Annotated in this window: 17 protein-coding genes and 1 pseudogene; 9 read left to right on the top strand and 9 right to left on the bottom strand. The window is 58.8% G+C overall.

Annotated features, from left to right (window positions below; translation table 11 throughout):
* Positions 1-163 precede the first annotated feature (163 nt).
* The 4 genes from ppc to CRD18_RS04240 all read left to right on the top strand — a co-directional run bounded on the left by ppc (position 164) and on the right by CRD18_RS04240 (position 4140).
* Positions 164-2992 (top strand): phosphoenolpyruvate carboxylase, encoded by a 2829-nt coding sequence (gene ppc, locus CRD18_RS04225; RefSeq protein ID WP_070653094.1) that lies wholly within the window; start codon positions 164-166, stop codon positions 2990-2992.
* A gap of 101 nt (positions 2993-3093) precedes the next feature.
* Positions 3094-3330 carry a preprotein translocase subunit SecG gene (secG, locus tag CRD18_RS04230; protein WP_005510775.1) on the top strand — a complete coding sequence of 79 codons (237 nt, stop codon included), beginning with the start codon at positions 3094-3096 and terminating at the stop codon, positions 3328-3330.
* 148 nt (positions 3331-3478) lie between these two features.
* Positions 3479-3829 carry a multidrug efflux SMR transporter gene (locus CRD18_RS04235; RefSeq protein ID WP_035757987.1) on the top strand — a complete coding sequence of 117 codons (351 nt, stop codon included), beginning with the start codon at positions 3479-3481 and terminating at the stop codon, positions 3827-3829.
* Positions 3826-4140, top strand: coding sequence for a multidrug efflux SMR transporter (locus CRD18_RS04240; RefSeq protein WP_035757985.1), 315 nt, complete (start codon positions 3826-3828; stop codon positions 4138-4140). The genes CRD18_RS04235 and CRD18_RS04240 overlap by 4 nt, the downstream gene beginning before the upstream one ends.
* Before the next feature lie 3 nt (positions 4141-4143).
* Here CRD18_RS04240 and CRD18_RS04245 read toward each other — a convergent pair.
* A pseudogene (locus CRD18_RS04245) lies at positions 4144-5259 on the bottom strand (AMP-binding protein); the annotation flags it as partial.
* Between the two features lie 122 nt (positions 5260-5381).
* On the opposite strand from CRD18_RS04245, the gene CRD18_RS04250 reads away from it, so the two are divergent.
* The gene (locus tag CRD18_RS04250; protein WP_070439683.1) at positions 5382-6692 is read left to right on the top strand and encodes an ISL3 family transposase; all 1311 of its coding nucleotides are present in this window, start codon (positions 5382-5384) and stop codon (positions 6690-6692) included.
* A gap of 91 nt (positions 6693-6783) precedes the next feature.
* Here CRD18_RS04250 and pgl read toward each other — a convergent pair whose 3' ends face one another.
* The 3 genes from pgl to zwf are packed head-to-tail and all read right to left on the bottom strand — an operon-like array spanning position 6784 to position 10219.
* Complete coding sequence (gene pgl / locus CRD18_RS04255; protein ID WP_070653090.1) at positions 6784-7551, bottom strand: 6-phosphogluconolactonase; 768 nt, start codon at positions 7549-7551, stop codon at positions 6784-6786.
* Entirely contained in the window at positions 7548-8564 is a 1017-nt protein-coding gene (locus CRD18_RS04260; RefSeq protein WP_070653088.1) for a glucose-6-phosphate dehydrogenase assembly protein OpcA, read from the bottom strand. Before CRD18_RS04260 ends, pgl begins: the two co-directional genes overlap by 4 nt.
* A 50-nt stretch (positions 8565-8614) precedes the next feature.
* Positions 8615-10219 (bottom strand): glucose-6-phosphate dehydrogenase, encoded by a 1605-nt coding sequence (zwf, locus tag CRD18_RS04265; RefSeq protein ID WP_016422737.1) that lies wholly within the window; start codon positions 10217-10219, stop codon positions 8615-8617.
* Between the two features lie 134 nt (positions 10220-10353).
* On the opposite strand from zwf, the gene CRD18_RS04270 reads away from it, so the two are divergent.
* The 3 genes from CRD18_RS04270 to CRD18_RS04280 are packed head-to-tail and all read left to right on the top strand — an operon-like array spanning position 10354 to position 12148.
* The gene (locus CRD18_RS04270) at positions 10354-10716 is read left to right on the top strand and encodes a GntR family transcriptional regulator (protein WP_070549601.1); all 363 of its coding nucleotides are present in this window, start codon (positions 10354-10356) and stop codon (positions 10714-10716) included.
* A complete protein-coding gene (locus CRD18_RS04275) occupies positions 10713-11432 on the top strand; it encodes a hypothetical protein (protein WP_069358692.1) in 720 nt (239 codons plus the stop codon). The genes CRD18_RS04270 and CRD18_RS04275 overlap by 4 nt, the downstream gene beginning before the upstream one ends.
* Positions 11429-12148: a hypothetical protein gene (locus tag CRD18_RS04280; RefSeq protein ID WP_070547097.1), complete on the top strand. Its 720-nt coding sequence runs from the start codon at positions 11429-11431 to the stop codon at positions 12146-12148. Before CRD18_RS04275 ends, CRD18_RS04280 begins: the two co-directional genes overlap by 4 nt.
* Positions 12149-12416: 268 nt before the next feature.
* Here CRD18_RS04280 and tal read toward each other — a convergent pair whose 3' ends face one another.
* Positions 12417-13532, bottom strand: coding sequence for a transaldolase (tal, locus tag CRD18_RS04285; protein ID WP_070653086.1), 1116 nt, complete (start codon positions 13530-13532; stop codon positions 12417-12419).
* Positions 13533-13702: 170 nt separating this feature from the next.
* Positions 13703-15802: a transketolase gene (gene tkt, locus CRD18_RS04290; protein ID WP_049170630.1), complete on the bottom strand. Its 2100-nt coding sequence runs from the start codon at positions 15800-15802 to the stop codon at positions 13703-13705.
* A gap of 289 nt (positions 15803-16091) precedes the next feature.
* Between tkt and CRD18_RS04295 the strand changes: the two genes are divergently transcribed.
* Positions 16092-17006, top strand: a complete 915-nt coding sequence (locus tag CRD18_RS04295; protein ID WP_172954651.1) for a heme o synthase — start codon at positions 16092-16094, stop codon at positions 17004-17006.
* A 382-nt stretch (positions 17007-17388) separates the two neighbouring features.
* Here CRD18_RS04295 and CRD18_RS04300 read toward each other — a convergent pair whose 3' ends face one another.
* The 3 genes from CRD18_RS04300 to CRD18_RS04310 form a co-directional block, all read right to left on the bottom strand.
* Positions 17389-18402, bottom strand: coding sequence for a heme A synthase (locus tag CRD18_RS04300; RefSeq protein ID WP_070827707.1), 1014 nt, complete (start codon positions 18400-18402; stop codon positions 17389-17391).
* Between the two features lie 93 nt (positions 18403-18495).
* Positions 18496-19299, bottom strand: a complete 804-nt coding sequence (locus CRD18_RS04305) for an ABC transporter permease (RefSeq protein WP_070827709.1) — start codon at positions 19297-19299, stop codon at positions 18496-18498.
* The gene (locus tag CRD18_RS04310) at positions 19299-20267 is read right to left on the bottom strand and encodes an ABC transporter ATP-binding protein (RefSeq protein ID WP_049193479.1); all 969 of its coding nucleotides are present in this window, start codon (positions 20265-20267) and stop codon (positions 19299-19301) included. Before CRD18_RS04310 ends, CRD18_RS04305 begins: the two co-directional genes overlap by 1 nt.

Below are 20267 nucleotides of genomic sequence, written 5' to 3' on the forward strand. Positions count from 1 at the left end.
TGCGCGACCCCGGATTGGTTTTATTGATTCTCATAAAACCGATTCGGGGTTATTGCCTTTAGGCGGACTCAATCCAGGCACACCGACTGGCAATAATTCAGCGCAATACATTTCCCGAGGCTTTCCACTTGGAATGCCCGGCAATTTTCAAAGGACGTGCTCAATGAACGAACAAGTACATGGTGACACTGACCGACACACTGCAAGCAATGAGCAATCCTCATCGACCGCTACCGCGAAGCAGCAGGACTTGCTCTGGGAGGATATTCGCCACCTGGGTCGAATTCTTGGGCAGGTAATCCGCGAGCAAGAGGGTGACGAGGTCTTTAACCTGGTCGAAAATGCTCGCCGTGCAGCCTTCGAACTCCATCGTGGCGATGGCGACATCGAGAAGCTCACCGGCCTCTTCCGCGATATTGACCCTGCCGAGGCAAGCCCTGTCATCCGTGCTTTCACGCACTTCGCACTTTTGGCTAACCTCGCTGAGGATTTGCACGAGGAGCTGGGCATCGAGGCATCTCTCGATGCTGGCGATCCACCGCAGGACTCCACTCTGGAGGCAACATGGCAGAAGCTTCGCGACGCCAAGGTTTCCAGCAGCGCCATTGCGGACATGATGGACCACATTGAGGTCGTCCCGGTTCTGACCGCACACCCAACGGAAACTCGTCGTCGCACAGTGTTCGATGTGCAGAAGCACATCACGGCCGCAATGCGGCGCCGCCACGAGATTCAGGCGGCCCCGATGAATGCGCGCACCGCGGACCGACTCGCTGAGATTGATGCCGATATCCGCCGCCGTATCCTGACGCTGTGGCAAACGGCCCTCATTCGCATGAACCGCCCGGATATTCGCGACGAGGTCGAGGTTGGTCTTCGCTACTACCAGCTTTCTCTGCTGGAAGCTGTGCCACAGATTAACCGAGACGTCGTCAAGCACTTGCGTCAGCTCGGCGGAAACAAGTTGCCGGCTTACCCAACGATTCGCATGGGCTCGTGGATTGGCGGTGACCACGACGGCAACCCATACGTGACAGAGGAAACGCTGCGCTATGCCTCCGATAGGGCGGCGGGTACGATCCTGCGTCACTATTTCTCGCAGCTGCACCTGCTGGAGCGCGAGCTCAGTCTCAGCGACCGCCTGACCAAGGTCACCGTGGATCTGGTCGCTCTGGCCAGCCGCGGCCACAATGACGTACCTAACCGCGAAGATGAGCCGTACCGTCGTGCGGTTCACGGTATCCGCGGTCGCGTGGCGGCAACAGCGGTGAACTTCTTCGACGAGTCCATCATCGAGGGCGACTGGTCGGAATTCACTCCGTATGACAGCGCCGAGGAGCTACTTGAAGAGCTCTCGATTATCGACGACTCACTGCGGTCCAGCCACGATGACCTCATCGCCGATCACCGCCTGCGCGATCTGATTGATTCAGTCGAAGTATTTGGTTTCCACCTGTACTCGATTGATATCCGCCAGAATTCGGACTCTCATGAGGAAATCCTCACCGAGCTGTTCTCCGCTGCCGGTGTGGTGGACAACTACGCGGGATTGAAGGAAGCTGACAAGGTCGAGCTGCTGACCAAGGAACTGCAGTCCTCCCGTCCGCTGGTTTCGACTTCCGCAGATCTTTCCGAAGCTACGGCTCGCGAGCTAGGCATTATGCGTGCGGCATCCCGTGCGGTGCGCAAGTACGGACACGACGCGGTACCGCACTGCATCATTTCGATGTGTACATCGGTCTCCGACCTGCTGGAGCCGATGATTCTGCTCAAGGAAGTCGGTCTGATTCGCCCGAATGGCTCCCAGCCGACCGGTTCTGTTGACGTCATTCCGCTGTTCGAAACCATCGAAGACCTGCAGGCTGGTGCCGACGTGCTGCGTGCTGCGTGGGACATTCCGGTCTACCGCGCATACGTGTCCGCACGCGGAGATCTGCAGGAAGTCATGCTTGGCTACTCCGACTCCAACAAGGACGGCGGGTACTTCGCTGCAAACTGGGCGCTTTACGACGCGGAGGTCGCAATCGTGGCAGCCGCGAAGGACAACGACATTCGCCTGCGTCTCTTCCACGGCCGCGGAGGTACCGTTGGCCGTGGTGGCGGACCGTCCTACGAGGCAATTCTGGCGCAGCCGTCGGGTGCAGTCCAGGGGTCGGTGCGTATCACCGAGCAGGGCGAGATTATCTCTGCCAAGTACGGTCACCCTGCAGCGGCACGCAGGAACCTCGCCGCACTTGTTTCGGCAACGATTGAGTCGACTCTGCTCGACGTCGATGACCTGAAGAACCCAGCTCGCGCCCACGAGATTATGTCGGAGATTTCCGACATGTCTCGCGAGGCCTACTCGAAGCTCATGCACGAGGACCCGGGCTTTATTGACTTCTTCACGTCGTCGACCCCGGTCGATGAGATCGGCAGCCTGAACATCGGTTCGCGTCCGACCTCACGCAAGCAGACCCAGACCATTTCTGACCTGCGCGCAATTCCCTGGGTACTGTCCTGGTCGCAGCAGCGTTCTATGGTGCCGGGCTGGTTTGGTGTCGGCTCTGCACTGCAGGAGTGGATCGGCGAGGACGAAGACGGTTCCCGCCTGGCTGAGCTCCGTCAGCTCAACGAGATTTGGCCGTTCTTCAATTCGGTGCTGTCGAACATGGCGCAGGTCATGTCCAAGGCTGACCTCAACCTTGCGCGCGCCTACGCTAGCCTGTGCCAAGATAAGGCCGACGGTGAGCGCATCTACGGCATCATCAAGGCAGAGTTCGACCTGACTTTGGAGATGTTCCTGAAGGTAACCGGGTACAAGCACCTGCTGGAGGACAACCCGCTGCTCAGGCGCTCGGTGGACATGCGCTTCCCGTACCTTATGCCGCTGAACATCATCCAGCTGGAGATGCTGCGTCGCTACCGTGCCGGCGATAATCGCGACAAGGTGCGTCGGGGCATTCAGCTGACCATGAATGGTTTGGCAACTGCACTGCGCAACTCCGGCTAGGAATTCGCCTAGGGATACGGCTAGGGATACCTAGCCAGCGGAGCAATTGCGCTAGTATAGTTGGAGTTCTTAAAGAAGCGACGTTTCAAAAGGAAGTGCGCGTGTACCTCGCCATTCAGATTGTCCTGGTCATCACATCCATCCTGATGACGCTGTTTATCCTGCTCCACAAGGGTAAGGGTGGCGGACTGTCCAGCCTCTTTGGTGGCGGCATGCAGTCGAATCTGTCCGGTTCGACTGTGGTGGAGAAGAACCTTGACCGCGTCACTATTGTGACCGTGATTATCTGGTTGCTCTGCATTGTCCTGTTGCTGCTGTTCAATACTTTCGGCTGGTAGGTTCCGCACGCAGCACGCCCCACCGCAGGCCTTTAAGGGCTCTTCGGAATTTTGGGTGTAGATGGGTTTGGTGATCGGGGTGTGTTGAAGTGGTCGGACGCGATTGATAGAGTAAGCCCGGACTCATTACGGAAGTTGGAAATCCCACATGCTCAAAAGCTGGCTGTTACTGATCGGGGCGGTTGTTGCCGAGGCGCTTGGCACCATGTGCCTGCGTGCAGCCGTTGATCAACCGCTCTATGCCATCGGGGTGGTCATCGGATACATCATTGCTTTCACCCTCTTGGGACTCGCCCTGGGAAGAGGTATTCCAATCGGCATTGCCTATGGAATTTGGGCAGCAGCCGGAGTTGCCCTGGTCGCGGTTCTGGGTGCCGTGTTATTCCATGAAACGCTCAGCTTAACGGCGATCATCGGCATTGTCACCATCATGGCCGGCGTCTTCATTGTCCAAACCGGCCAGCGCGATCCAGGCAAAGCTGAGGTGTTGGAATCATGAGCTGGCTGTTTCTGTCCTTTTCGATCGTTTCTGAAATTATCGCTACCCTGAGTCTGCGTGCTTCGGATGGCTTTCGGAAGAAAATCTGGATCCTGCCACTCGTGGTGTTCTACGGGCTCGCTTTCTTTTTCTTAGCGGTTACTATCTCCTACGGCATGCCGGTGGCCATTGCCTACGGCATCTGGTCAGCTATCGGTGTCGCGCTCATCGCAGTGCTGGCGCGGATCATCTGGAAAGAGCCGTTAACCCCGCGCATGATCTTGGGACTGGTGCTGATCATGGCGGGGGTGGTGCTCGTCGAACTGGGGTAAGCGCTATTGGGCCCGAGCGGCGCGAACCTGCTGCTGGATAGTCTCCATGACCGAAGCATCGGCCAAGGTTGTGGTATCACCAATCTCGCGGTCTTCGGCGAGATCTTTGAGCAGACGGCGCATAATCTTACCCGAGCGGGTCTTGGGGAGGTCAGTGACCACGGTGATTGATCGCGGTGTCGCAATCGGTCCGATCGCGGCACGAACATGATCACGCAGGACCCCGACGGCGTCGTCGAGTTGCTGAGCGCTTTCGCGCAGAATCACAAACGCCTCGATCGCCTGCCCGGTGGTTTCATCTTGGGCCCCGACCACAGCGGCCTCAGCAACCATCGCATGGGCGACCAACGCCGATTCAATTTCTGCCGTCGACATCCGGTGCCCGGAAACATTGAGCACATCATCGACCCGGCCCAGGACCCAAATATCGCCGTCCTTATCGAATTTCGCGCCGTCACCGGCAAAATATACGCCAGGGTACTGTGACCAGTAGGTTTTCTGATACCGTTCCTCATCGCCCCACAGGGTGCGCAGCATGCCGGGCCACGGTTCGGTGATCACCAGATAGCCACCGTTGCCGGGTTCTACCGGAACGCCGGCTTCGTCATAGATATCGGCCGTAATGCCGGGCAGGGCGCGCATCGCGGCCCCGGGTTTCGTGGCGGTCACCCCGGGTAGCGGGCTGATCAGAATATGGCCGTTTTCGGTCTGCCACCAGGTGTCCACGATCGGTGCGTTATTGCCCCCGATGTGCTCGCGGTACCACATCCACGCTTCGGGGTTGATCGGTTCACCCACGCTGCCCAACAACCGCAGCGACGACAGGTCATATTCGGCCGGGATATCGCGACCCCAGCGCATGAACGTACGGATACTGGTGGGCGCACAGTACAGAATCGTCACGCCGTATTTCTGCACGATCTCCCACCAGCGCCCCCGATGCGGAGTATCCGGGGTGCCCTCATACAGCACCGAGGTGGTCGCATTGGCCAGCGGCCCGTAGACGATATAGGAGTGCCCGGTGACCCAGCCGATATCGGCGGCCGTCCAGTAGATATCGGTTTCGGGTTTGATATCAAAAACCGCCCAGTGGGTGTAGGAAACCCCCACGAGATATCCGGCTCTTCGGAATTTTGGGTGTAGATGGGTTTGGTGATCGGGGTGTGTTGAAGGCGTAAAAAGAGTCGAGGTCTTCCGAAGATGGAAGTGACGAAACCACACATCTGAAGAAAGACCTCGACATGCACCAGCTTACCTTCTCGCGCCCAGATCTTGATGCCTTTTGCCTGCTGAGCAATTCCGGCGTCACCGTGACCGGTCAACACGTCACCGCCGAGCAAGCCGTGCTGGAATGTCGAGTCGTGGAGGCCGATCAGTTCTGTCGGCATTGCGGTGCTGAAGCCACAGTGCGAGGCAGTGTGGTGCGCAAAGTCACGCATGTGCCGGTGGGTTGGCGGCCCACCCACTTGCATGTGCGGTTACGCCGCTACCGGTGCGATACCTGTGCCCGTGTCTGGCAACAAGACACCACATCCGTGGTGGCTCCGGAGGCCAAACTCTCGCATGCTGCCGCGTTGTGGGCGTTGAAATCGGTAGTCATCGACCGGTTATCCATTGCCCGGGTGGCGGCCAATCTGGGCGTGTCCTGGCATACCGCCAACGACGCGGTGCTGACCACGGGTCGGCGGTTGCTCATTGACGATCCCAACCGGCTCAATGGGGTCAGAGTGTTGGGGGTCGATGAGCACGTGTGGCGCCACACCCGCTGGGGTAACCGGTATGTCACCGTGGTCATCGATTTGACCCCCGTGGCAGACCGCACAGGCCCGGCACGGTTATTGGATATGGTCCCGGGCCGGTCCAAACAAACCTTCATCACCTGGTTAGAAGCGCAAACCAGCGCGTTTCGGGCCGGCATTGAGATCGTGGCCATGGATGGGTTCACCGGGTATAAAACCGCAGCAGCTGAAACCCTGCCTGAGGCCACCACGGTCATGGATCCCTTCCATGTGGTGGCCCTGGCCGGTCAGGCCGTGGATAAGGTTCGACAACGCATCCAACAAGCCACCCTGAGCCGGCGTGGTCGCAACGGGGACCCATTGTATGGGATCCGCAAAGTGCTAAAAACCGGCAAAGAGTATCTGACCGAACAACAACAAGCCCGCCGGGATGCCGTGTTTGCCAACCCGGACCATGCCCCGGTCAAGACCACCTATGACATCTACCAAAAGATTGTCGCCGCCTACCGCAACCCCAACAAGAAGCAAGCCAAAAAACGGTTCCGCAAACTCATTGCTTCCATCAGCCACGGGGTCCCCAACACGCTCAAAGAGCTGCAGACGTTGGGCCGGACGATGAAACGCCGGGCTGATGACATCTTGGCCTACTTCGATCATATCGGCACCAGCAACGGTCCCACCGAAGCCATCAACGGCAGAATCGAACACCTGCGCGGTACCGCCCTAGGCTTCCGCAACCTCACCCACTACATCACCAGAGCACTGCTGGACACCGGCGGATTCCGAACCAAAATACACTCATTTTTACGATGAGCCCCTTTAAGCAATAAAAATTCCCGTCGATAGCATTTCGCTTATCGACGGGAATTTGCTGTTTCTGGGCTGTTAGCGGTGAAGCGGAAGCCTAGAGCTGCGCAGCCGCAGCATCGTCAACAAAGACAACGGTTTCCTGAACACCGCGAACCCCGGCCGCCGGCCACTGCGCTGGGTCGTCCTGCTGAGCGATAGCTGCAATTGCCTCAGCCTTTTCGCCGCCCGCTACAAGTAGCCACACACGCTGAGAGCTGGCGATGGCCGGCATCGTCAGCGTGATGCGGGTCGGCGGTGGCTTCGGGCAGTTATGCACGTCCACGACCAAGCGTTCCTGCTCAGCCAGCGCTGCGGTATGTGGGAAAATCGAGTTGATGTGTCCCTCTCCGCCCATACCAAGAAGGTGAAGGTCAAAGCCATTTGGAGCCATCTCCCGAACGATAGCTTCGTAGCTTTCGGCGGCCTCCGTGGTGGTCACGCCGCTGTCGGCAGCGGCAAACTCGAAGATGTTTTCCTCCGGCACGCCGACAGGGGACAAGAGACGCTTACGAGCAGCCAACGCATTGCGATCTGCCGAGTCGGCAGCGACAAAACGTTCATCTCCGAAGAACACCAGGACTCGGTTCCAGTCGATGTCTCCGGAATCGTCGGCAAGCGCACTGAGAAAAGCGGTACCCGCGCCGCCACCGGTGAGAACGACGCGTACGAAACCGTCATCGGTGACCGGAGAGGCGTTGCCATGTAGGACGGCGACAACCGCATCGATGAAGCGCTGACGTGCAGCCTCGACGATACCCGCCTGGTCAGCGGCGCGGTGGAACTGAGGGGCAGGGACGGTATTCGACGCGTTATCGGTGGTCACTTGTCAGAGACTCCTGGTTCGTTAGCGAAGCTAGTTGTTGTGGACGTCGGAGGTTGCATTCCCACCGTGTGAATCTGGCTGAGGCCACGCAGGGCACGTCCGTAGGCAGTATCGTGGTCGAGGTGACGCAGCTCCTCTGCCAAACATTCGGAGCGTGTTGGACGCGATACTGCAACCTTGAACGGGGGCTTTTCTCCGTTGGTGACCGATGCAGTGGTGGCGCTTTCAATATCGATGCGCAAAGTCTGGCCATTTTCACGCTCAAAGGCGACGGAGGTCACCGGTGGCTTGGCGCGGCCCTTTTCGTCCACCGGAATCTTCTTCTCACCGGTGGAGTAACGGTTGACCGGCAGCCCCAGGCGATCTGCCAACCATCCAGCGGCGACCTCGACCGATGGCGAGTCCTGTGGGCCGTAGATGGACACGGAGGTCACCGGCGAGTGCGGCGGCAAGTCGAAAGCGGATGCCAACACACCGCGCCAGTTCGTCAGCCGCGACCAGCTCAGGTCGGAATCGCCGGGCGTGTAGCCCGTACGGCGCGTGTAGATAGCGTTGCTATTCGGGTCACAGAGTGAATCGGTGATACGGCGCTGGGCAATTCGGCCGATTGGTGTCGCCGCTGGGACTTGCGGCGCCTCAGAAGGCCACCACGCCACGACCGGCGTATCCGGCAGCAGCAGGGGAGTCACCACAGAGCTGTGGTGCTGACCAATCTCTCCGGACATGTGCATAACGACGATCTCAGCGGCACCGGCATCACCACCGACGCGGAGCTCCGCGTCAAGGCGATTGTCCAGGCCTGGATCATCGGAGACCAATACCAGCACACGGGATGGGTGCTCGCGGGAAACGGAGTTGACCGTGGAAATAATGTTTTCCAGGTCGTCTTCGCTTTTGGCCAAAACAATCAGGGTGAGGACACGGCCCGTGGTAACGATGCCGCCCTGCTCTCGAAGCTGCACCAACTGACGAGCAATGCTCGCGGTGTCAGTGTCTGGCAAATTGACAATCATGAAAGTGTTCTTTCTGTCAGAAAATTCTTAAGAACTGAGAGGTCGGCGGCCTATGGCCGTCGCCAAGCGCGACCGTCGCGCTCGAGCATGTGGTCAGCGGAGGAAGGCCCCCACGAACCTGCGGGGTAGCCCTCGGGACGACCGCGCTTGGCCCAGTACTCGATGATGGGGTCAAGAATCTTCCAGGACAGCTCGACTTCCTCGTTGGTGGGGAAGAGGCTGGCCTCGTCGAGAAGCGCATCCAGAATCAGGCGCTCGTAGGCCTCTGGCGACTGCTCGGTAAACACCTCGGAGTAGGAGAAGTCCATGTTGACATCGCGCACCTCCATGGCCGAGCCCGGGACCTTCGAGCCGAAGCGCATGAGCACGCCTTCGTCTGGCTGAACACGGATGACCATTGCGTTCTGGCCGAGAGCGGCAGTCATTGTCTCTGCGAAGGGAAGGTGAGGTGCGGACTTAAAGACCAGCGCAATTTCAGTGACGCGGCGGCCGAGGCGCTTGCCGGTGCGCAGGTAGAAGGGGACACCGGCCCAGCGACGGGAGTTGATCTGCAGCGTACAGGCGGCGTAGGTCTCGGTCGTGGATTCGGGGTCGAAGCCTTCCTCATCGCGCAGCCCTGGCACGAAGTTGCTGCCCTGCCAATCCGCCGTGTACTGGCCACGAGCGGTGTATTTCGAAAACGGACGCACTGGCTCGACGGCACGCAGAACCTTGATCTTTTCCGCTTGCAGCTCTTCCGGGGTAAAGGCGATGGGCTCTTCCATTGCCACCAGCGCCAGGAGCTGGAGTAGGTGGTTCTGAATCACGTCACGAGCTGCACCGATACCATCGTAGTAGCCGGCGCGACCGCCCAAACCGATATCCTCGGCCATGGTGATTTGAACGTGGTCAATGTAGTGAGAATTCCACATCGGATCGAACAACTGGTTGGCAAAACGCATGGCCAGAATGTTCTGGACGGTTTCCTTGCCCAGGTAGTGGTCGATGCGGAACACAGCGTCTTCTGGGAAGACCGAGTTCACAATCCGGTTGAGTTCCTGAGCGGAGGCCAGGTCGTGTCCGAATGGCTTCTCAATAATCACGCGACGCCAATAATCCTCGCCCGACTGCGCCAGCCCCGAACGATCGAGCTGATGACAGACATCGGGGAAGTTAGCTGGCGGAATGGACAGGTAGTAGGCCCAGTTGCCAGCGGTGCCGCGGGAGCGATCGAGCTCCTCAAGTTGTGCGGCCAGGCGATCGAAGGCCTCGTCATCGGTGAAGGTACCGGTGACAAAGTGAATGCCCTCAGCCAGGCGCTGCCAGACACTCTCACGGAAGTCTGTGCGGGCGCCCTGTTCCACTGCGGTGCGCACATAATCCTCAAAGTCCTGTTTCGACCATTCGCGACGACCGTAGCCAACTAACGCGAAGGAGGCAGGCAGTAGACCGCGGTTGGCCAGATCATAGATGGCAGGCAGAAGCTTCTTTCGGGCCAGATCGCCCGTCACTCCGAAAATCACCATGCCACCCGGGCCGGCAATACGCGGCAGGCGTTTATCCTGCGGGTCGCGCAGCGGGTTGATGTATCCGTCGTGGTTGGTGCTGTCGTCTCCGTTGTGCGGAGAGCTGGCAGTAGGGGAGTTCGAATCGTTGCGTTGCAGAGAATCACTCACGGTTTACATAATGTCATATCGAGAAAAGTCCGGTGGAATCGTTTCCGATTCCTCCGATGGGGCCTTGACGGACCCCTTTCTTCTGCCATAGGTTTATGACCTAGGTGGTATACCCATAAACCACGGAGGTGGATATGCAGGCGAAGGAGGCGGACCCTCGGCCCATCTACGTCCAGATCGCCGAGGATCTGAAATCAATGATTTTGTCCGGGGAGCTCTCGGCTGAGGATCGTGCCCCTTCAACCAAGGAGCTCTCGGAGTTCTATCAGGTCAACCCAACCACGGCCGCCAAGGCCATGACGGAACTGTCGATGGTGGGGCTTGTGGAGAAGAAAAGAGGACTCGGCATGTTTGTCACTCCAGATGCCCGTGAGCGCATTCGCGCTGAGCGTCGTGAAGCGTTCCAGCGCACCTACATCGAGCCATTAAAAGTGGAGGCCGGCATTCTCGGCCTCACGCTCCACGACATCATCGCCATGCTGGAGGAGGAGAAATGAGCATCTACGGCGTGATTGGCCCCAACGGCGCCGGCAAGACTTACTACCTGCGTACCCTCGCGCAGATGCCTACGGCGGCCCTGGCGAAGGCTGCACCCGACACCCAGGTCTTCGGTGCCACCCCGCGCGAATATTTCCAGATCCTGCGCACCGGCTGGGATCAGCTCGATGTGCCCCACGCGGAGTCCCTCCTCGATTTCCCCGCTGACACCCCTATCAAAAAGCTCAGCCTGGGCCAGCGCCAGCTGCTCATCGCCGCTGCCACCCTGGCATCGGGCAAGGAAGCATTGCTTTTCGACGAGCCCTTCAACGGCCTCGATGTCGAGCACCGCGCCACATTGCGCGGCATGCTTATCGACTCGGCCGAATCGGCCAACATTGTGGTCACCTCGCAGCACTCCCAGGATCTAGCCGGCCTAGTCGACACCTTGATTGTCATCCACAAGCAGGATGCGTACGGGCCCTATGACGTCGATAAGCTGCGCGCTAGCCATCCGGTGCTGCGAGGCCCTACGGATCTCGTGGCGCAGGTGGCCGGCCCAGTGCTCGCTAAGAAAACCCTCGGCGAGCGCTGCGAGGCAATCCTGGCTACAGAGCTCAGTTCGTCTGCCGCTGCGCATGCCCGCGCCCTCGGCGTTGAGGTGAGCTACCTCGACCCCGCGGCCCTCATCGACCTCGCAAGCACCTCCTCCTACATCGAACGGAGCAAGAAATGAGCACCGGAGCTTTCATCGCGACCAACAAGAAAACCTTCCTCGGTGTTGCCGCCGTGGCCATCCTGTACTCGGCCTTCGGGCGCATGCTCGTAGGCAGCGGAACCGGCAACACCTTGCTTGGCATTATCGCGCTGGGCATCCTCTTCCTCATCACAGCCCGGCGTTCGGTCACCCTGCGTGACTACGGCGTGAGCACCGCCCGCTGGGTACGCTCCGCAATCATCGCAATCTTGGGCACATCGTTGGTGGCTACCGCCTTCATCGTCACGGCGATGGTCATCGAGCAGAACAAGTCCGGTTACTACCGCGGATTCGATAGCTTCATTGTCACCTCCGGACCGGCCCTGTTTCCGGACACTAACGGGGAGCTGTACATGATTGAGGATTCCGGGCAGAACTACACCACAGTTCTGCTCACCGCGCTGTGCGTCTTCTTGAGCTTCCTCATGACTACCGTGGCGAGCACCGCAGTCGGCACCGTCGCCGGCGCGAAGGGCACTCGTGCAGGATCAATTACCATTGGCCTGGCCCTGGCCACGCTCTTCCTCTTCAGCTATCTGCTGGACGTGACCGACTCCGTACCGGGTGCCCCCTGGCCGGCTGTGCCGATCTTTGCCTCAATCATCGCCGTAATCTCTGCGTTCGTGATGGCCTGGGCTTTAAAGGAAGACAAACGCCCACTGCCCTCTGTGCGTCCCACCTTCGCCACGTCCTAGCACCAATAGAAAAGCTCCCCGCGCAGGGGAGCTTTTTCATGTCCAACGTTGAACATGCGGGTTAAGTAACACAACAGGCGAACCGAAACTGACAACCCCAAAAGTTACGGGCTGCAGATGTGAAACTGTGCAAGTTTATGACACCTTCAGGCTATTTTTCGGGCCGTTTTTGACATAACCGCAGTCAGTAACTCGGATCGCCAGGCGACCTGCTGGCGCCAGCCAGAAACGCAGCCACTACCAACAGGCACCTAGATAATCAGCAGGCTTACTTCAGCTGCTCCATGCGCTGTGCAATCGACTCGAGCAAGGACTGCCAGGAGTCCACGAACTTCTCCACGCCCTCGCGCTCCAGGACAGCGAAGACGTCATCGAGGTCGATGCCAATCTCGCTGAGCTGAGTCATAACGGCATTGGCTGCGTCACCCTGGCCGCTGACGGCGTCGCGAACCTCGCCCTCGAAGCCCGCGGCAGCACGCAGCGTCTTCTCCGGCATGGTATTCACAGTCTGCGGTGCAGCCAGCTCAGTGACGTAGAGGGTGTCCGGGTAAGCCGGGTTCTTCACACCGGTCGAAGCCCACAGCAGGCGCTGCGGCTTAGCACCGGCGTTTTCCAGCTGTGCCCAGCGAATATTCTGCGCCGAGAAAGTCTCCTCGAACTTGGCGTAAGCTGCACGGGCATTGGCCAGACCAGCCTTGCCGCGCAGAGCCAGGGCCTCCACGGAGCCGATCTTGTCCAGGCGAGCATCGATTTCGGTGTCAACGCGGGAAACAAACAGCGACGCAACAGAGTGAACCGAAGCCAGGTCCACGCCGTTGTCCTTCGCACGCTCAATGCCCTCGATGAACGCATCAATGACCTGCAGGTAACGCTCCACCGAGAAAATCAGGGTGACGTTTACCGAGATTCCCTCGGACAGAGCCTGGGTGACAGCCGGCAGGGAAGCATCGGTCGCCGGAATCTTAATCATCGCGTTCTGCTTGCCGACGCGCTCCCAGAGCTTACGGGCCTGCGCAATCGTGGCCTCGTAGTTGTCGGCGTAGCGAGGATCGACCTCGATGGAAACACGGCCATCGACACCGTCGGTTTCTTCGGATACACCAGCGAAAAGGTCACAGGCATCGCGGACGTCGTCGATTGCCATCGCGAACACAGCATCTGCCGGGTTCGCACCCTCTGCAGTGAGCTGCGCCAGCTGAGAGTCGTAATCCTCACCGGCGGTCATCGCCGAAGAGAAGATTGCCGGGTTAGTAGTGACACCGACAACCCGAAGCTCTTCAATAAGATTTTTCAAATCGCCCGAGGTGAGGCGCTGGCGCGAAAGATCGTCGAGCCACGCCGAAGTCCCTACCTTGGCGAGCGCTTCCATCGTGGTGTTTCCCATAGTGTTTAACGCCTTTCTGTCAATACCGCTTCGTTGCCTAAAGACTTCGCTAAAAGTTGTATGTCCTTAAACTACTGTGCGTCACAAACAATACTGGCGCTACCGGAGCGCGGTACGGTTTTCACAAATCCCGTCCCGACAACGGCCGATAGCGCCAGGTTTTAACAAACTTACTTAGCAGCCTCGATGGACTCCTTGGCGGCATCGACAACAGCCTCTGCTGTGATGCCGAACTTCTCGAACAGCTCCTTGTACGGAGCCGATGCACCGAAGTGCTCCAGGGAGACAGCGCGACCAGCATCACCCAGGTGGCGGTACCACGGCATTGCAATACCGGCCTCAACCGAGACACGAGCGCGGACGGACTTCGGCAGAACCTGCTCGCGGTAGGCATCGTCCTGCTGCTCGAACCAGTCAAGACACGGAACGGAGACAACGCGGGCGCTGACGCCTTCCTCAGCCAGCTTGTCAGCAGCTTCGACAGCGAGGTGAACTTCCGAACCGGTAGCCATCAGGATGACGTCCGGGGTCTCCTTGGCACCGTCGACAAGCACGTACGCACCACGACGGACGCCCTCAGCGGCCTTCTCCTTGGTACCTTCCAAGACCGGAACGTTCTGGCGGGTCAGGGCCAGAGCCTTCGGGCCTGCCTCGCCCTGAAGAACAGCGGCCCAAGCCTGAGCGGTCTCGTTAGCGTCAGCCGGGCGGACAGTGGACACACCCGGGATAGCGCGCAGCGAAGCCAGCTGTTCAACAGGCTGGTGCGTCGGACCGTCTTCGCCCAGACCAATGGAGTCGTGAGTCCAGACGTAAATAGGGGAGATGCCCATCAGCGATGCTAGGCGGACAGCCGGACGCATGTAGTCCGAGAAGATAAGGAAGGTGCCGCCGTACGGACGGGTGCCACCGTGGAGCAGAATGCCGTTGAGGATCGAGCCCATGGCGTGCTCACGGATACCGAAGTGCAGATTGCGGCCGTACGGGTCGGTGGTCCAGGTACCGGTGGTGATGGACTTCGGGCCGAAGGACGGCTCACCCTTCAGGACGGTGTTGTTGGAGCCAGCCAGGTCAGCCGAGCCACCCCACAGCTCCGGCAGGGTCTTGCCCAGTGCCTGCAGCGCGGCCTCAGAGGCCTTGCGGGTAGCAACGCCCTTCTCGTCCGGCTCCCAAGTCGGCAGCTCAGCGTCGAAGCCCTCCGGCAGCTCGCCAGCGGTCAGACGGTCCAGCAGAGCCTTGCGCTCCGGGTTAGCCGCAGCCCACTCGTCGAACTTGACCTGCCACTGTGCGTGAGCCTCAGCACCACGCTCAACCAGCTTGCGGGTGTGCTCAATGACCTCGTCAGCGACGTTAAAGCTCTTGTCGGTATCGAAGCCGAGAGCTTCCTTGATGCCGACAATCTCCTCGCCACCAAGAGCAGCACCGTGCGAAGCGCCGGTGTTCATCTTCGTCGGAGCCGGGTAAGCGATCACAGTGCGAACGCGAATGAAGGTCGGACGCTCCGTATCCTTCTTGGCCTCCTCGACAGCAGCCTCGAGTGCTGCGACGTCCTCGCCGCCGTCGACCTCAATGACCTGCCAGCCGTAAGCACGGTAGCGATCCGCGACATTCTCGGTGAAGGCAATGGTGGTGTCGTCCTCGATGGAGATGCCGTTGTCATCCCAGAAGACAATCAGGTTGCCCAGCTGCTGAGTGCCGGCCAGCGAGCCGGCCTCGGCAGTGACACCCTCCTGAACGTCACCATCAGAAGCGATGACGTACACGTAGTGGTCGAACGGAGACTCACCCGGAGCAGCTTCCGGGTCGAACAGCCCACGTTCCCGTCGCGAAGCCATGGCAAAACCGACAGCCGACGCCAGCCCCTGACCCAGCGGGCCAGTGGTGATTTCCACGCCGTCAGTGTGGCCGTACTCCGGGTGACCCGGGGTGAGTGCATCCCACGTACGCAGCGCCTTCAGGTCATCGAGCTCCAGGCCAAAACCGCCGAGGTAGAGCTGGACGTACTGCGTCAGAGAGGTGTGACCACAGGAGAGAATGAAACGGTCACGGCCAATCCACTTCGTATCCTTCGGGTCATGGCGCATAACGCGCTGGTAAAGAGAGTAAGCCAGCGGTGCGAGGCTCATCGCAGTGCCGGGGTGCCCCGAACCTGCCTTTTCAACGGCGTCTGCAGCCAGCACACGGGCCGTATCTACGGCCTTCGTATCCAAGTCAGACCAGTCCGAGGGGTAGTTGCGCACAACCCGTGCTTCATGCTCAGTCGACAGTGTCACGTGAATGACTCCTAGTATCCAAATGGATTAGTAAAATTCTCTTCCATACTAACTAGGATTGCGCGCTCCGGGTTCAAACCGGGCCGAATAGCTGAGAGATAAGTCTCAGAGGGCGCGCCGCACATGCTTTACGACGGTCATTATTGGAACCGTTATGATTACCGGTAAACTGATTGCCTGCCCCTCATTTAATTTTGCGGAAAAACTCGTCGGGAACTTTCCGACCGTTACATCCGACTATCTGTAAACGGGGGGTTTGTTTATGGCGCGTGAAAGGGACATTGCTTTGTTGGAAACAGTCAAGGCGTATATTGCACTGACTAAGCCAAGAATTATCGAGCTCCTGCTCGTCGCGGCCATTCCCGCAATGCTTCAGGCTGATCGCGGTCATGTTCACGTTGGACTGATTCTTCTCACCTTGTTCGGTGGTTGGTTGGGTGCCGCAGCTGCGCACACCTTCAACATGGTCATGGATTACGACATTGACCAGAAGATGCGCCGTACTCGCCGTCGCCCGCTCGCGCGCAACCAGGTTAGCCGTCGAGCGGCAGCGATTTTCGGCACTGTCTTGATGATTGCGTCGTTCCTATGGCTGTGGTTGCTGTGTAACTCGCTGCTGGCCGCCGTTTTCATTCTGATTACGATTGCCTTCTACATCTTCGTCTACACGTTGTGGCTGAAGCGCCGTACTGATCAGAACGTAATTTGGGGTGGCGCTGCGGGTTGTATGCCGGTGATGGTCGGCTGGGCCGTAATCACTGACAACAACCCGGAGATTACGGGGCTCGCTCACTGGTGGCAGGCATTCATCCTGTTCCTGCTTATCTTCTTCTGGACTCCGCCGCACACCTGGGCATTGGGCCTGCGCTACAAGGAGGACTACAAGGCCGCTGGCGTGCCGATGATGCCAGTGGTCAAGCCGGCAATCGTCGTTTCCAAGCGCATTATTTACTACACCGCCGCGACCGTGATTACCACTCTGCTGTTGGTTCCGTACGCGGGTTGGATCTATCTGATTGGCGCCGTTGGCGCTGGTGCCTGGTTCCTGTGGGGCGCCATTGACCTGCACCGCCACGTTAAGACCGGTGGCAAGATCAAGCCGATGAAGCTGTTCTTCATGTCGAACAACTACTTGTCTATCGTCTGTGTGGCGCTTTCTCTCGATGCCGTACTCGGATTGCAGACAATTTCGAGCATGTTCTAGGGCAGCTGCTGAGCTCCTTTGAAGAGGCCCTTTCCGGTTGCGGGAAGGGCCTCTTTTTGTGTGTGGAGATGGGCACGGGCTGCAAATGTGAAACTGTGCGAGTTTATGACACTTTCAGGCCATTTTTCGCGCGATTTCTGTCATAAACATAGTCAGTAACTCGGATCGATAAGTGGGCAGACCGCCCCCTTGCACCGCCCGCGCAGCCCGCACCGCCCGCGCAGCCCGCTAGCCACTGGGAAACGCACATCCGAGCACACGGAGCCGAGCAGACAGCAGAACCGCCTAAACACGCACAACCAAAGCGCGTGTTTAGGCGGTTCGAGAAGGAATCAACGGCCGGTAACCACAGTCGTTAACACAGCCGCTGACCGGCAGCTAGCTACGCGGTAACCTCGACGTTCTTCTCCGAAGCAACAGTGGCGGCAGCCGCATCGCCTTCAAGCGAGCCAGTGACTTCTGCGCTCCCACCGACAGTGCGGTAACCGTGCTGGAAAAGTACTGCAGTCAAAGCGGTGCAGATACCAGATCCGGCAACGTGAACCGGCACCAATGCCTCCGGTACACCGGACCAATACTGAATCATTCCAACTACGCCCTGAGCCAAAATGAACACAACGAGTGCGATGGCAACCTTACGCACAGGTGCAAAGGCTTCCGAGGCCAGCAGACCGAAAATGAGGCCGATAACCAGGCCAAGGTAGAGGTACATAAAACCAGCGTGGATATGTGCCAGGTCAACAATCGGTAGCTGGAGGCGATCCTCCGGGAGCACCGAAGCATCTCCAGCGTGTGGTCCCGCACCGGTGACCATAGTTCCGGTAATCAGCGTCATCGTCAGTGCCAAGCCGGAGGCGGCAGTCAGATAGCGCAGATAGCGCGGGTACATGCGGGTAGCAGTGCCGTCGTCAGGCTCCGAAATCTTGACGAAAAGCATGCCAGCGAGCCAGACCAGAATCATCGAAGGCAGGAAGTGCAGCGCTACGGCGTACCACTTCAGGTCAACCCAAACGGAGATACCGCCGATAACAGCCTGGACGATAACGCCGAGACCGTTGAGGAAGGCCAGCAACTTTATTTCCTGACGGCGACCGACACGCATAACCGAAAGGAAGAGCAGAAGTGTCAGAGCAACCAGCACAAAGGTGAGCAGCCGGTTGCCAAACTCAATAATCTGATGGAGCATTTCTGCTTCCCCCGCGACAGGAACGAAGCTGCCTGGGTGACATTCAGGCCACGAAGCACAACCGAGACCTGAACCAGTAACACGGACGATAGAACCGGTTACCGCAATTGCCGCCTGTGCAATCAAAACCAGCAGGGCATAGAGCTTCTGGCGCCCGATTGGTGTCAGCGGCAAAAACGATAGGGGCAAACTTCGATCTGCAGTATTCACATTAAGAAATTCTACCCATGCTGGCGGAAAATGGTAATAAGCGAAACCCCTGCGTTGGGCTGCGCTTTTCTATGCAGATTCCCCGATAGATTCCTAGTCATTCGGCATATCAAAACGGAACCAGCGGACCGCCAGTGCAGCGCCAAGGACACCCCACACGATCAGCACCCCGACAGCTGACCAATGGACGGACATGGCCAATGCCGCGGAGATCACGTCGGTAAGCGCGACGGACGGCAAGAGGTGCAGCAGTACAGAGCTGATGCCATCTAGCGACGGTGCGACGGCCACATAAGTAGTAGCACCAATAAGGAGGAACCAGATCAGGTTGGCGAGACCTAGGATTAGCTCGGCTCCCAACGTACCTCCCATGAGCAAGCCCAATGAGGTAAAGACGAACGTTCCCAGAAGCATCCCCACATAAGCCAGCAGCCAGCCGCCAATCGACAGCTCTGCGCCAAGGGCGAGCCCCACGAGACTAAACAGTATGTACTGCAACGTGACGGTGGTGCAGACCGACACAATCTTGCCTGCGATAATGCCCCAGGGTGGCACGCCTGAGGCGCCGATGCGCTTCAGGGCTCCGTAACGGCGGTCAAAGCCCACGGCAATTGCCTGTCCGGTAAACCCTGCAGACATGACGGAAATCGCCAGCACCATGGGGAAGATACGCTCGAGCGGATCATCGAGCTCCAACACCGGCACCATCACCAGGCCGATGAGCATCGCCAACGGGATAATGATGGTGAGGAGCATTTGCTCACCATGTCGCCAGAAGAGCTTCGTTTCCAACCACGCCTGCGACATGACCAACTTCGCCATGTCCGAACGCTGTGGCGCTGGGGCGAAAGTGCCCTTTGCAAAGCGGGAAGCATCGGCCCTCGGTGCGGTAGTCATTAGCTCCTCATCTCCGTTCCAGTGATCTGCAAGAAGACATCTTCAAGCGATTGCGTCGCCCTATTCAACGAGGTGATCAACACCTCTTGCTGCTCGCAACTCTGCGCCAAGACAGTCAAGGCGCGCGGTGAAGCCTCACCAATCAGGGAAAACTCTCCACCGCCAGAACGCTGCAGACGCTGTGGAAGACCGGACTCGCTGAAGTTGCGGTTGACCTCTTCGAAGTCAAGGCTGCCTCGAACGCTGATCTTCATAGCAGTGCTTGACGACGTTCCCTGGAGAGCCGATGCGCCTGCGCTAGTGATCTCCTCGGTGGTACCGGCCACAACTAAATGGCCCCGGTCGATAATCGCAACGTCGTCGGCAAGCGATTCGGCCTCGTCCATGAGGTGCGTTGTCAGGACCACGGTGACCCCATCACGGCGCAGCGACGAGATGAGATCCCAGACGGCTAGACGGGACTGAGCATCGAGGCCTGCTGTCGGCTCGTCGAGGAACACAAGCTCCGGGCGTCCGACCAGGGCACATGCGAGCGACAGTCGCTGCTGCTGACCGCCAGAGAGCCTGCGGTAGTTCGTCTTACGATGGCGTTCTAGGCCAACGACTTCAAGAAGCCAATCAGTGTCCAGCGGGTTTGCGGAGTAACTGGCAACGAGGTTCAGCATTTCGCCAACGCGAACACCGGGGTAGGCGCCTCCGCCCTGGAGCATGATGCCAATGCGACTGCGCAGTGCTGTGGTTTGAGCGACCGGGTCGAGATCGAGAATGCGAATTCGCCCTTCATCCGGCTTGATGAAGCCCTCACACATTTCAACGGTTGTGGTCTTACCAGCACCGTTGGGGCCGAGGAGCGCAAGAACCCTACCTCGATCCAGGGAAAGCGAAAGGTCTGATACAGCCTCAACGTCATCGAATTTCTTCGTTACGTTCTCAAGGCGCAGAGCAGGAGAATTGGCAGCGTTATTCAC

The sequence above is a fragment of the Corynebacterium sp. LK31 genome, assembly GCF_014335015.1.
Lineage (GTDB): Bacteria > Actinomycetota > Actinomycetes > Mycobacteriales > Mycobacteriaceae > Corynebacterium > Corynebacterium jeikeium_D.

Excerpts from the sequence above, each read along its gene's own strand:
- ppc (WP_070653094.1), top strand. The coding sequence starts at position 164 with ATGAACGAACAAGTACATGGTGACACTGACCGACACACTGCAAGCAAT.
- CRD18_RS04235 (WP_035757987.1), top strand. The coding sequence starts at position 3,479 with ATGCTCAAAAGCTGGCTGTTACTGATCGGGGCGGTTGTTGCCGAGGCG.
- CRD18_RS04240 (WP_035757985.1), top strand. The coding sequence starts at position 3,826 with ATGAGCTGGCTGTTTCTGTCCTTTTCGATCGTTTCTGAAATTATCGCT.
- CRD18_RS04250 (WP_070439683.1), top strand. The coding sequence starts at position 5,382 with ATGCACCAGCTTACCTTCTCGCGCCCAGATCTTGATGCCTTTTGCCTG.
- CRD18_RS04260 (WP_070653088.1), bottom strand. The coding sequence starts at position 8,564 with ATGATTGTCAATTTGCCAGACACTGACACCGCGAGCATTGCTCGTCAG.
- CRD18_RS04270 (WP_070549601.1), top strand. The coding sequence starts at position 10,354 with ATGCAGGCGAAGGAGGCGGACCCTCGGCCCATCTACGTCCAGATCGCC.
- CRD18_RS04275 (WP_069358692.1), top strand. The coding sequence starts at position 10,713 with ATGAGCATCTACGGCGTGATTGGCCCCAACGGCGCCGGCAAGACTTAC.
- CRD18_RS04280 (WP_070547097.1), top strand. The coding sequence starts at position 11,429 with ATGAGCACCGGAGCTTTCATCGCGACCAACAAGAAAACCTTCCTCGGT.
- tal (WP_070653086.1), bottom strand. The coding sequence starts at position 13,532 with ATGGGAAACACCACGATGGAAGCGCTCGCCAAGGTAGGGACTTCGGCG.
- CRD18_RS04305 (WP_070827709.1), bottom strand. The coding sequence starts at position 19,299 with ATGACTACCGCACCGAGGGCCGATGCTTCCCGCTTTGCAAAGGGCACT.